This window comes from Pseudomonas sp. FP1762, assembly GCF_030687105.1.
Lineage (GTDB): Bacteria > Pseudomonadota > Gammaproteobacteria > Pseudomonadales > Pseudomonadaceae > Aquipseudomonas > Aquipseudomonas siliginis.
Map to the genome: position 1 here is coordinate 4,714,596 of NZ_CP117458.1, position 12,044 is coordinate 4,726,639.

Below are 12,044 nucleotides of genomic sequence, written 5' to 3' on the forward strand. Positions count from 1 at the left end.
GGAGCACCTCGGCTGAACTTTCCGACTCAGAGGTCGGCACGGTGGCGCATTGTAACGGAATCCCGAGCGCCATGCTCGGTCTCCCCGACAGACCCGCTCAAGCCGCCGCCACTGTCACCGGCACACCGTTCAACGCCGCGTTGCCCGACAGTTCGTCAAGCTGGCACTCGTCGGTCAGGTCGTTGGCGCTCGACCCCGGCTGGCCGCTGGCGATCGCCATCTGCACGCCCGGGCGCGCGTGGCCCCAACCGTGGGGCAGGCTGACCACGCCTTTCATCATGTCGAGACTGGCGAGCACTTCCACCTCGATCTGCCCGACCCGCGAACTCACCCGAACCCGTTGCCCATCAGCCAGGCCACGGCTGGCCAGATCATCCGGGTGCATCAGCAACTGATGCCGCGGCTTGCCCTTCACCAGTCGATGGAAGTTGTGCATCCACGAATTGTTGCTGCGCACATGGCGGCGGCCGATCATCAACAACTCATCGGCAGCCGGCGCCTGCAACGCGGCAAAGCGAGCGAGGTCAGCGAGAATTTCCGGCGGTGCGGCCTGGATACGCTGATTCGGCGTTTTCAGACGTGATGCCAGATTCGGTTTCAGCGCACCCAGATCCACGCCATGCGGATGATCGAACAGCGTCGCCAACGACAACTTGTGCTCGGACGCATCGCCGTAGCGGCCCATACGCAGGCCCATGTCGATCATCTTCGCCGGCGGCATCGTCGGTTTCAGTTCTTTACCGGTTTTCTCGGCGAAAGCCTTGGCCAAACCGACGAAGATCTCCCAGTCGTGCAGCGCACCCTCGGGCTTGGCGAGGATCGCGCGATTGAAGCGGGTCACGTTACGCACCGCAAACAGGTTGAAAGTGGTGTCGTAGTGATCGTTTTCCAGCGCCGAGGTCGACGGCAGGATCAGATCGGCATAGCGCGTGGTTTCGTTGATGTACAGGTCGATGCAGAGCATGAAGTCGAGGCCATCCAGCGCCTGCTCCAGTTGCCGGCCGTTGGGTGTCGACAACACCGGGTTGCCGGCCACGGTGATCAGCGCGCGGATCTGCCCCTCACCCTCCGTGAGCATTTCTTCGGCCAGCGCCGAGACCGGCAACTCGCCGCCGTATTCAGGACGACCGGAAACCCGGCTCTGCCATTTGTTGAAATGCCCGCCCGAGGTCGACGCCACCAGATCCACAGCGGGTTCGGTGCACAGTGCACCACCAACGCGGTCGAGGTTGCCGGTGACCAGGTTGATCAACTGCACCACCCAATGACACAAGGTACCGAAGGCCTGGGTCGAAACGCCCATGCGTCCATAGCAGACGGCGCTTGGCGCGGCAGCGAAGTCGCGCGCCAGTTGGCGGATCTGTTCGGCAGGCACTGCGCAAAGCGGGCTCATCGCTTCGGCGCTGAATTCAGCCACGGCGTTTCGCACTTCGTCGAGGCCATCGACCGGCAAATGGCTGTCGCGGGTCAGGCCTTCGCTGAACAGCGTATTGAGCATGCCGAACAACAGCGCCGCATCGCCGCCCGGGCGAACGAATACATGTTGATCGGCCATCGCTGCGGTTTCGCTGCGCCGCGGATCGACCACCACCACTTTGCCGCCACGTGCCTGAATAGCCTTCAGGCGTTTCTCGACATCCGGCACGGTCATGATGCTGCCGTTGGACGCCAGCGGATTGCCGCCGAGAATCAGCATGAAATCGGTGTGATCGATGTCCGGAATTGGCAACAGCAAGCCGTGGCCGTACATCAGATAGCTGCTGAGGTGGTGCGGCAGTTGATCGACCGACGTTGCCGAGTAGCGATTGCGGGTTTTCAGCAACCCCAGGAAGTAATTGCTGTGGGTCATCAGGCCGTAGTTGTGCACGCTCGGATTGCCCTGATACACCGCAACGGCGTTTTGGCCGTGACGTTCCTGAATCGCCGCGAGTTTCTCGGCCACCAGCGCAAACGCCTCGTCCCATTCGATCGGCAGCCATTCACTGCCGACGCGGCGCATTGGCTGCCGCAGGCGGTCGGGATCGCTCTGAATATCTTGCAGGGCCACGGCTTTCGGGCAGATATGGCCGCGGCTGAAGGTGTCGAGGGCATCGCCCTTGATCGAGGTGATCGCGACATCGCCATCGGTTTCCGTAGTTTCGATGGTCAGCCCGCAAATGGCTTCGCACAGGTGGCACGCACGGTGGTGAAGAGTCTTGGTCATGGCCAGTCTCTGTCTTGTTCGGGGGCAGGCAATCACGCCCGCGGGAACAAAACTATGGCCCGTGCGCGGAGCAGGCGCCAGCGACGTTCGTCTCGTGAATCGACGGTTATCAGGGCAGCCGATAAACCGTCGCGATCAGTTCGAAGGCAACTGCGGCGGTGCGGCCAGCTGGATTTCCTGGATGGTTTCGATCTGCTCGTGGGCGACGTGGACGCCGGTGAGCTCGCCGATCAACCGCCAGTGCTCATCGAGCCCGGCGCTGATGGTGGCCATGCGATCGATCATGTGTCGGCCGGCGGATTTGACCACTTCGTCGTCACTGCGCAGCAACTCGAAAGACATCGAGGTGACTGACGCGGTGAGATGGGTCAGAGAGCGAGCCGTGTGGCCCAGCAGCTCCATTAACAGTTGTTCTTTCGATTCCATGCGGAGGCTCCCTGCGTCGCTCGAAACTTATTTATAACCCAGCACTTTGCTTTAGCAAATGTTTCAGTCTGAACATCCGACCAAGCGAATCGGTGGCGCAGCGTTCGCAAACCGACCAGGACCGCTGCGTTGCCGTCGCGGCGCATTGCCAAGCGCGGCGGCGCCAGTGTACAAAGAGGCTCACCGCTGTACTGAATCCGGCTTCAACATGCGTGATCGAAATGCTCGGTCCGCGCTCCGAATCCCGCTGAAAAAGTACCCTATTGGAAAAACGCGACATTTAGTGTCAATATCGCGCCTCCCCCTATTTCGTCGCCCCGTGCGGCTTACGCCGCAGGTCTCGCCCGTTGTTCCGTTAAACAAGGCTTTGAGCATCTGCGGTCTGTAGCAAAAAGGTAGTCAATGATGAGCGCAAGGCACTTTCTCTCCCTGATGGATTGCACGCCCGAAGAGCTGGTCAGCGTGATCCGTCGAGGCGTTGAGCTCAAGGACCTGCGTAACCGCGGCGTACTGTTCGAGCCTCTGAAAAACCGCGTGCTGGGGATGATCTTCGAAAAATCCTCGACCCGCACCCGGATCTCCTTCGAGGCCGGCATGATCCAGCTCGGCGGCCAGGCAATCTTCCTGTCCCCGCGCGACACCCAACTGGGCCGTGGCGAGCCGATCAGCGATTGCGCCATCGTCATGTCGAGCATGCTCGATGCGGTGATGATCCGCACCTTCGCCCACAGCACCCTCACCGAATTCGCCGCCAACTCGCGGGTGCCGGTAATCAACGGCCTGTCCGATGATCTGCACCCGTGCCAGTTGCTCGCCGACATGCAGACCTTCCTCGAACACCGTGGCTCGATCCAGGGCAAGACCGTGGCCTGGATTGGTGACGGCAACAACATGTGCAACAGCTATATAGAAGCGGCGATCCAGTTCGACTTCCAGCTGCGCGTTGCCTGCCCGGAAGGCTACGAGCCGAACCCGGAATTCGTCGCCCAGGCTGGTGATCGCGTGACCATCGTCCGCGATCCGCAGGACGCCGTGCGTGGCGCGCATCTGGTCAGCACCGACGTCTGGACTTCGATGGGTCAGGAAGAGGAAACTGCCAAGCGCCTCAAGCTGTTCGCGCCGTTTCAGGTCAACCGTGCCTTGCTCGACCTCGCTGCCGAGGACGTGCTGTTCATGCACTGCCTGCCGGCGCACCGTGGCGAAGAAATCAGTCTCGACCTGCTCGATGACCCGCGCTCCGTCGCCTGGGATCAGGCAGAAAACCGTCTCCACGCACAGAAGGCCCTGCTCGAGTTCCTCGTCGAACCGGCATATCACCACGCATGAGCCATGAATTACTGCTGAACCTGCGCAACCTCGCTTGCGGCTACCAAGATCAACGCGTGGTGCAGAACCTCAATCTGCACCTCAACGCCGGCGACATCGGCTGCCTGCTCGGCTCGTCTGGCTGCGGCAAGACCACCACCCTGCGCGCAATCGCCGGTTTCGAACCGGTGCATGAAGGCGAAATCACCCTCGGTGGCGAAACCCTGTCCAGTGCCGGTTTCACCCTGGCGCCGGAGAAACGCCGGATCGGCATGGTGTTTCAGGACTACGCGCTGTTCCCGCACCTGAGCGTGGCCGACAACATCGCTTTCGGCATTCGTAAGCACCCGAACAAGGCGCGCGTGGTCGAAGAGCTGCTGGAACTGGTCAACCTGAAAAACCTCGGCAAGCGCTTCCCCCACGAATTGTCCGGCGGTCAGCAACAGCGCGTCGCCCTCGCCCGCGCCCTGGCGCCGGAGCCGCAGTTGCTGCTGCTCGACGAGCCGTTCTCCAATCTCGATGGCGAACTGCGCCGCAAGCTCAGCCATGAGGTGCGCGACATTCTCAAGGCTCGTGGCACCAGTGCGATTCTGGTCACCCACGATCAGGAAGAAGCGTTCGCCGTCAGCGATCACGTTGGCGTGTTCAAGGAAGGTCGGCTGGAACAGTGGGATACGCCCTACAACCTCTATCACGAACCGGCGACGCCGTATGTCGCCAGTTTCATCGGTCAGGGCTATTTCATTCGCGGCCAGCTCGTCACCCCGGAATCAGTGCAGACCGAACTCGGTGAACTGCGTGGCAACCGTGCTTACACCTGGCCGATTGGCGGTGCGGTGGATGTGCTGTTGCGTCCGGATGACATTGTTTACGCGCCGGACAGCCCATTGCAGGCGCAGATTGTCGGCAAGACATTCCTCGGCGCGGCGACCTTGTATCGCCTGCAACTGCCGACCGGCGCGCAGCTGGAATCGATCTTCCCCAGCCACGCCGATCATCTGGTTGGCGCGCAGGTCGGGATTCGCGTAGCGGCGGATCACCTGGTGCTGTTCCAGGCATCCGGCAGCACGGCGGCGCAGATTCCGGCGGTGGAAAACGGCGTCCGTCGGTTCAGCACCAGCCTTTGATCCGCACTGGATAAAAATTGTGGGAGCGAGCCTGCTCGCGAATGCGGTGTTTCAGTCGCCGAAGATGTTGACTGAAAGAGCGCTTTCGCGAGCAGGCTCGCTCCCACAGTTGGTATTGCCTCAGCCTAAAAACAGGGTGCCGCTGGCCACCAGCGTCGCATTGCCGCCAATCTTCACCCGCTCACCTTCCAGCCGACAGAACAACTCGCCGCCCCGCGCCGAGCGCTGGCACGCGGTCAGATTCGTTTTGCCCAGACGCTTGGACCAGTACGGAATCAGGCTGCAATGCGTCGAACCGGTCACCGGATCTTCATTGATACCGATCGCCGGGGCGAAATAGCGCGAGACGAAATCATGCTGGTTGCCACGCGCGGTGACGATTGCACCCAGCCATGGCAGTTTCGCCAGCGCCGCCATGTCCGGTTTGCAGTCGAGCACGGCCTGCTCCGATTCCAGCACCACGAACAGTTCGTTGGAGCCGAGCACATCAACAGCCTCGACACCCAGCGCCCGCTCGACATCCAGCGTCACGCCGATTTCCGAAGGCACGATGGTCGGGAAATCCAGCCACAGCCGGTCGCCTTCGCGGCTGACACTCAGCGGCCCGGACTTGCAGATGAAGTCGATGCGCTCGGCACTTTCCTTATAGATTTCGAACAGTACAAACGCGCTGGCCAGGGTCGCATGCCCGCACAGCGGCACTTCAGTAGTCGGAGTGAACCAGCGGATATGCCAGGCCTGCCCTTCGCGCACCAGAAACGCAGTCTCCGCCAGGTTGTGTTCGGCGGCGATTTTCTGCATCAAGTCATCGGCCAGCCAGCTGTCGAGCCGATAGACCATCGCCGGGTTGCCACTGAACGGCCGATCACTGAACGCGTCGACCTGATGAAACGCAAGCTGCATGATTTTCTCCCTGAATTGGTCGACCGAGCATGCAACGGCGGCCCGGATCAGTGCCAGTGACAGAAGCGCAATTTTTTCTTCATACAGCTGGCGCGCATTTTAAGCCCGGCCGATATCGGCGAACTGCGCCTGAGTGTGCTCGGCCAGCACCGCCGGTGCCAATTCCACTTCCAGTCCTCGCCGCCCGGCACTCACATAGATAGTCGCGAACCCCTGAGCGGAATTGTCGATGAAGGTGCGCAGGCGTTTCTTCTGCCCGAGCGGGCTGATGCCGCCCAACAGGTAGCCGGTTGAACGTTGCGCGGCAGCCGGGTCAGCCATTTCGGCTTTCTTCACTCCAGCGGCATGGGCCAGGCCCTTGAGGTCGAGCGTTCCGACGACCGGCACCACAGCTACCAGCAGTTCGCCTTTTTCACTGGCGGCCAGCAAGGTTTTGAACACTTGCGCCGGTGCGAGCCCGAGCTTCTCCGCCGCCTCCAGCCCATAGGACGCGGCTTTCGGATCATGTTCGTAACTGTGCACGCGATGTTCGGCACGAACTTTTTTCAACAAGTCCAACGCTGGGGTCATGGCAGCTCCGGGTTCGGCAATCTTTGAAAAAACCTGCGGCAGATTCTAGGTCATCGTTGGGCAAAAGGCTCTATTCCAAGCCGCGAATCCCGTGGCTTCGCGCTGCATTCAAGCTGATCGCCGCGCTGATCATTCACACGGCGAATAGTTTTATTGTGACCGGCGGTTCACTTTCGACCTTTGACAGGTTTGTTTCTTGTCTATATTTTTTCGAATCTGAATAATGTAAGAATCATGCTTAACGCAGTACCCAGCAGTAACCCGGGAACCGAATGGGGATTCCGACCCGGTGAAGATCGCGCCCTGCTCCGTTGGCAAGGCGCCACACAAGAAAAAGAACCGAGGTTTTCAATGACAGCTGCTTTACCGCAACCATCGCTTTCCGGCCAATGCATGGCCGAGTTTCTGGGCACCGCCCTTCTGATCTTCTTCGGCACCGGTTGTGTCGCCGCGCTCAAAGTCGCAGGTGCCAGCTTCGGCCTGTGGGAGATCAGCATCATCTGGGGCGTCGGCGTGAGCATGGCGATCTACCTCACCGCCGGGGTTTCCGGCGCGCACCTGAACCCGGCCGTGAGCATTGCTCTGGCAATCTTCGCTGACTTCGAAAAGCGCAAACTGCCGTTCTACATCCTTTCGCAGATTGCCGGCGCCTTCTGCGGCGCATTGCTGGTCTACACGCTCTACAGCAATCTGTTCTTCGATTACGAACAAACCCACCAGATGGTTCGTGGCTCGGCTGCCAGCCTGGAATTGGCCTCGGTGTTCTCCACCTACCCGAACCCGGTGCTGTCGACGGCCCAGGCCTTTCTGGTCGAGATGATCATCACCGCGATCCTGATGGGCGTGATCATGGCCCTGACCGATGACAACAACGGCCTGCCACGAGGCCCCATGGCGCCGCTGCTGATCGGTCTGCTGATTGCCGTGATCGGCAGTGCGATGGGTCCGCTGACCGGTTTCGCGATGAACCCTGCGCGTGACTTCGGTCCGAAACTGATGACTTTCTTTACCGGTTGGGGTGAAATTTCCTTCACCGGTGGTCGTGATATTCCGTATTTCCTGATTCCGATTTTTGCACCGATTGTCGGTGCCTGCCTCGGCGCTGCCGGGTATCGCGGGCTCATCGCCCGTCACCTGACCGGCGCCACACCTGCTACAAAGGATGCAGAACCGGCCATTGACGGCAAACCAAGAACTTCTTGAAACAGTCGGCGCCGGCTCCTGCCCATCCGAGCCGGCGCCACGGCCCACTCTCGTTTTTTTCGTCCAAGGCAATCGACATGACCGACATTCAGAACAAGAACTACATCATTGCCCTTGATCAGGGTACGACCAGTTCGCGCGCGATCATCTTCGACCGCGACGCGAACGTAGTCTGCACCGCGCAGCGCGAATTCGTTCAGCATTACCCGCAGGCCGGTTGGGTCGAGCACGACCCGATGGAAATCTTCGCCACCCAGAGCGCGGTGATGGTTGAAGCGCTGGCCCAGGCCGGCCTGCACCATGACCAGGTTGCCGCGATCGGTATCACCAACCAGCGTGAAACCACCGTGGTCTGGGACAAGACCACCGGCCGCCCCGTGTATAACGCGATCGTCTGGCAGTGCCGCCGCAGCACCGAGATCTGCCAGCAGCTCAAGCGCGATGGCCACGAAGACTACATCCGCGACACCACCGGCCTGGTCACCGACCCGTACTTCTCCGGCACCAAACTGAAGTGGATCCTCGATAACGTCGAAGGCAGCCGCGAGCGTGCGCGCAACGGCGAGCTGCTGTTCGGCACCGTCGATAGCTGGCTGATCTGGAAATTCACCGGCGGCAAGGTGCACGTCACCGACTACACCAACGCCTCGCGCACCATGCTCTTCAACATTCACTCGCTGGAGTGGGACTCGAAGATGCTGGAGATCCTCGACATCCCGCGCGAGATGCTCCCGGAAGTCAAAGCGTCCTCGGAAATCTACGGTCGCACCAAGAGCGGCATCGCCATCGGCGGTATCGCCGGCGACCAGCAAGCGGCACTGTTCGGGCAGATGTGCGTCGAGCCGGGCCAGGCGAAAAACACCTACGGCACCGGTTGCTTCCTGCTGATGAACACCGGCGACAAAGCAGTGAAATCCCAGCATGGAATGCTCACCACTATCGCCTGCGGCCCGCGCGGCGAAGTTGCCTACGCACTGGAGGGTGCCGTGTTCAACGGCGGTTCGACCGTGCAGTGGCTGCGTGATGAACTGAAAATCGTCAACGACGCCCACGACACCGAATACTTTGCCAACAAGGTCAAGGACAGCAACGGTGTGTATCTGGTGCCGGCGTTTACCGGTCTCGGCGCGCCGTACTGGGACCCGTATGCCCGTGGCGCACTGTTCGGCCTGACGCGCGGCGTCCGCGTGGATCACATCATCCGCGCCGCGCTGGAGTCGATCGCCTACCAGACCCGCGACGTACTCGACGCCATGCAACAGGATTCCGGCGAACGCCTCAAAGCCCTGCGCGTGGACGGCGGTGCGGTGGCGAACAACTTCCTCATGCAGTTCCAGGCCGACATCCTCGGCACCCAGGTCGAACGCCCGCAAATGCGCGAAACCACCGCACTCGGCGCGGCTTATCTGGCCGGCCTGGCCTGCGGTTTCTGGGGCAGCCTGGAAGAACTGCGCGGCAAGGCAGTGATCGAGCGCGAGTTCGAACCGAGCCTTGACGAAACCGAGAAAGAGAAACTCTACAAAGGCTGGAAAAAAGCCGTCAGCCGCACCCGTGACTGGGCGCGTGAGGACGCTGAATAAGCCAGCCTTGAGTTACACATAGGTATCTAACTGGTCGGGAGCGGATTCCTGCGGCATCATGGGCAAATTTTGCACGGCAGCCCAAAGGAAGCCCCATGAATCTGCCTCCCCGTCAGCAGCAAATCCTCGAGCTGGTCCGCGAACGCGGCTATGTGAGCATCGAGGAAATGGCCACGCTGTTCGTTGTCACCCCGCAAACAATCCGCCGCGACATCAACCAGCTCGCGGAAGCCAATCTGCTGCGTCGCTACCACGGTGGCGCCGCTTACGATTCCAGTGTCGAAAACACCGCGTATGCCATGCGTGCCGATCAGATGCGTGATGAAAAGCAACGCATCGGTGAAGCCATTGCCGCGCAGATCCCCGATCACGCCTCGCTGTTCATCAATATCGGTACCACCACCGAATCGATCGCTCGCGCCCTGCTCAATCACAGTCACCTGAAGATCATCACCAACAACCTGCACGTCGCCTCGATGCTCAGCGCCAAGGATGATTTCGATGTGCTGCTGACCGGCGGCAACGTGCGCCGCGACGGTGGTGTGGTCGGTCAGGCGAGTGTGGACTTCATCAATCAGTTCAAGGTCGATTTCGCCTTGGTCGGGATCAGCGGGATCGATGAGGACGGCAGCCTGCTCGACTTCGACTATCAGGAGGTCCGGGTCAGCCAGGCGATCATCGCCAACGCGCGACAGGTGATTCTGGCAGCGGATTCGAGCAAGTTCGGGCGTAATGCGATGATTCGACTGGGGCCGATCAGCCTGATCGATTGTCTGGTCACCGATCAGCAGCCGGTACCGGCGCTGACGCAGTTGTTGAGTCAGCACAAGATTCGTCTGGAAGTCGTCTGAACCCTCTCCCTCGCTGACCGAACCGACGCCTTCGCGAGCAGGCTCGCTCCCACTCTTGGAATGTATTGCAAAATGTGGGAGCGAGCCTGCTCGCGAAAACAATCGATCACACAACACATCTTCTGCGCCCTTGCGCGCGTTCATGTTCGAAAATTTTCTTTTAATCGCCCTTCGATGAGTTTTTTCAATCGAACGCGACTGGCTGCGCGCGTGTTTATGGGCTACCATTTTCGCAAATGAACATTTATGTTCGATTTCCAAGACTAAATCAAAAGAACCGAGGCCAGCCGATGTCCACCTCTACCTTGCGTACGCCCCCTCTCTCCGAGATCTATGACGTTGCCGTGATTGGCGGCGGGATCAACGGCGTCGGGATCGCAGCGGATGCCGCCGGTCGCGGTCTTTCGGTGTTCCTTTGCGAAAAAGACGACTTGGCCAGCCACACCTCGTCGGCCAGCAGCAAGCTGATCCACGGTGGCCTGCGCTATCTGGAACATTACGAATTCCGTCTGGTGCGTGAAGCGCTCGCCGAGCGCGAAGTGCTGCTGGCCAAGGCGCCGCACATCGTCAAACCGATGCGTTTCGTTCTGCCACACCGCCCGCACCTGCGTCCGGCGTGGATGATTCGTGCCGGCCTGTTCCTCTACGACAACCTTGGCAAACGCGAAAAGCTGCCAGGTTCGAAAAGCCTGAAGTTCGGCGCCGACAGCGCGCTGAAAAGCGAAATCAAGAAAGGCTTCGAATACTCCGATTGCTGGGTCGATGACGCCCGCCTCGTGGTCCTGAACGCCATGGCCGCCCGTGAAAAAGGCGCGCATGTGCATACCCAGACCCGCTGTGTCAGTGCCCGCCGCACCAAAGGTCTGTGGCATCTGCATCTGGAGCGCGCCGACGGCAGTTTGTTTTCGATCACCGCCAAAGCACTGGTCAACGCCGCCGGCCCATGGGTTGCCAAGTTCATCCGTGACGACCTGAAGATGGAATCGCCTTACGGCATCCGTCTGATCCAGGGCAGCCACATCATCGTGCCGAAACTGTACGAAGGCGAACATGCGCATATTCTGCAAAACGAAGATCAGCGCATCGTTTTCACTATTCCGTACCTGAACCACTTCACTCTGATCGGCACTACCGACCGCGAATACACCGGCGACCCGGCGAAAGTAGCGATCACCGAAGGCGAAACCGATTACGTGCTGAAAGTGGTCAACGCCCACTTCAAGAAGCAGCTCAGCCGCGAAGACATCCTGCACAGCTACTCGGGCGTTCGGCCGCTGTGCAACGACGAATCCGACAACCCGTCTGCGGTCACTCGCGATTACACCCTGGCGCTGTCGGGCAACGCCGAGGAAGCGCCGCTGCTATCGGTGTTCGGCGGCAAGCTGACCACTTACCGCAAGCTCGCCGAGTCGGCGATGGCGCAGTTGATGCCGTTCTTCACCCAGATGCGCCCGAGCTGGACCGCGACCGCCACCCTGCCCGGCGGCGAAGACATGACCACGCCAGAGGCCCTGAGCGCGCGGATTCGCGACAAGTTCGATTTCGTCCCGACCGAAATCGCCCGGCGCTGGGCCGTCACCTACGGCAGCCGCACCTGGCGCATGCTTGAAGGCGTGCAAACGCTGGCCGATATGGGCGAGCACATCGGCGGCGGGCTCTACACCCGCGAAGTCGATTACCTGTGCAGCGAAGAGTGGGCCACTACGGCGCACGACATCCTGTGGCGCCGCACCAAGCTAGGCTTGTTCACCACACCGGAGGAACAGCAGACGCTGTCGACGTATCTGGGCAAGGTTGAGCAGAACCGGAAGATCGAGGCGGCTTGATCTTCGCCCCATCGCTTGAACGAAAGCCCCTGAATTGTGAGATTCAGGGG

The 12,044-nt window shown here is 60.6% G+C and carries 10 protein-coding genes; 6 read left to right on the plus strand and 4 right to left on the minus strand.

What is annotated here, in order from left to right:
• Positions 1–97 precede the first annotated feature (97 nt).
• The gene (locus PSH90_RS20925) at positions 98–2,203 is read right to left on the minus strand and encodes a molybdopterin oxidoreductase family protein (RefSeq protein WP_252868211.1); all 2,106 of its coding nucleotides are present in this window, start codon (positions 2,201–2,203) and stop codon (positions 98–100) included.
• 135 nt (positions 2,204–2,338) lie between these two features.
• Entirely contained in the window at positions 2,339–2,629 is a 291-nt protein-coding gene (locus PSH90_RS20930) for a hypothetical protein (protein ID WP_041479870.1), read from the minus strand.
• Positions 2,630–3,034: 405 nt separating this feature from the next.
• On the opposite strand from PSH90_RS20930, the gene argF reads away from it, so the two are divergent.
• Positions 3,035–3,955, plus strand: a complete 921-nt coding sequence (argF, locus tag PSH90_RS20935) for an ornithine carbamoyltransferase (RefSeq protein ID WP_024014160.1) — start codon at positions 3,035–3,037, stop codon at positions 3,953–3,955.
• Positions 3,952–5,061 (plus strand): ABC transporter ATP-binding protein, encoded by a 1,110-nt coding sequence (locus tag PSH90_RS20940; protein WP_071173438.1) that lies wholly within the window; start codon positions 3,952–3,954, stop codon positions 5,059–5,061. The genes argF and PSH90_RS20940 overlap by 4 nt, the downstream gene beginning before the upstream one ends.
• A gap of 120 nt (positions 5,062–5,181) precedes the next feature.
• Here PSH90_RS20940 and PSH90_RS20945 read toward each other — a convergent pair whose 3' ends face one another.
• Positions 5,182–5,964, minus strand: a complete 783-nt coding sequence (locus PSH90_RS20945) for a PhzF family phenazine biosynthesis protein (protein ID WP_095181784.1) — start codon at positions 5,962–5,964, stop codon at positions 5,182–5,184.
• 99 nt (positions 5,965–6,063) lie between these two features.
• Entirely contained in the window at positions 6,064–6,534 is a 471-nt protein-coding gene (gene ybaK / locus PSH90_RS20950) for a Cys-tRNA(Pro) deacylase (protein WP_095181783.1), read from the minus strand.
• A 351-nt stretch (positions 6,535–6,885) separates the two neighbouring features.
• On the opposite strand from ybaK, the gene PSH90_RS20955 reads away from it, so the two are divergent.
• From PSH90_RS20955 to glpD, 4 genes are all read left to right on the plus strand, one after another.
• Entirely contained in the window at positions 6,886–7,737 is an 852-nt protein-coding gene (locus PSH90_RS20955; protein ID WP_016773396.1) for an MIP/aquaporin family protein, read from the plus strand.
• 77 nt (positions 7,738–7,814) lie between these two features.
• Positions 7,815–9,317 (plus strand): glycerol kinase GlpK, encoded by a 1,503-nt coding sequence (gene glpK, locus PSH90_RS20960; protein ID WP_024014162.1) that lies wholly within the window; start codon positions 7,815–7,817, stop codon positions 9,315–9,317.
• Between the two features lie 95 nt (positions 9,318–9,412).
• Positions 9,413–10,168 (plus strand): DeoR/GlpR family transcriptional regulator, encoded by a 756-nt coding sequence (locus tag PSH90_RS20965; protein ID WP_095181782.1) that lies wholly within the window; start codon positions 9,413–9,415, stop codon positions 10,166–10,168.
• Between the two features lie 290 nt (positions 10,169–10,458).
• Positions 10,459–11,994 carry a glycerol-3-phosphate dehydrogenase gene (gene glpD / locus PSH90_RS20970; RefSeq protein ID WP_305381460.1) on the plus strand — a complete coding sequence of 512 codons (1,536 nt, stop codon included), beginning with the start codon at positions 10,459–10,461 and terminating at the stop codon, positions 11,992–11,994.
• Positions 11,995–12,044 lie beyond the last annotated feature (50 nt).

What these genes read in the sequence shown, in the direction of transcription:
- PSH90_RS20925 (WP_252868211.1), bottom strand. Translation starts at nt 2,203, where the DNA reads ATGACCAAGACTCTTCACCACCGTGCGTGCCACCTGTGCGAAGCCATT.
- PSH90_RS20930 (WP_041479870.1), bottom strand. Translation starts at nt 2,629, where the DNA reads ATGGAATCGAAAGAACAACTGTTAATGGAGCTGCTGGGCCACACGGCT.
- argF (WP_024014160.1), top strand. Translation starts at nt 3,035, where the DNA reads ATGAGCGCAAGGCACTTTCTCTCCCTGATGGATTGCACGCCCGAAGAG.
- PSH90_RS20940 (WP_071173438.1), top strand. Translation starts at nt 3,952, where the DNA reads ATGAGCCATGAATTACTGCTGAACCTGCGCAACCTCGCTTGCGGCTAC.
- PSH90_RS20945 (WP_095181784.1), bottom strand. Translation starts at nt 5,964, where the DNA reads ATGCAGCTTGCGTTTCATCAGGTCGACGCGTTCAGTGATCGGCCGTTC.
- ybaK (WP_095181783.1), bottom strand. Translation starts at nt 6,534, where the DNA reads ATGACCCCAGCGTTGGACTTGTTGAAAAAAGTTCGTGCCGAACATCGC.
- PSH90_RS20955 (WP_016773396.1), top strand. Translation starts at nt 6,886, where the DNA reads ATGACAGCTGCTTTACCGCAACCATCGCTTTCCGGCCAATGCATGGCC.
- glpK (WP_024014162.1), top strand. Translation starts at nt 7,815, where the DNA reads ATGACCGACATTCAGAACAAGAACTACATCATTGCCCTTGATCAGGGT.
- PSH90_RS20965 (WP_095181782.1), top strand. Translation starts at nt 9,413, where the DNA reads ATGAATCTGCCTCCCCGTCAGCAGCAAATCCTCGAGCTGGTCCGCGAA.
- glpD (WP_305381460.1), top strand. Translation starts at nt 10,459, where the DNA reads ATGTCCACCTCTACCTTGCGTACGCCCCCTCTCTCCGAGATCTATGAC.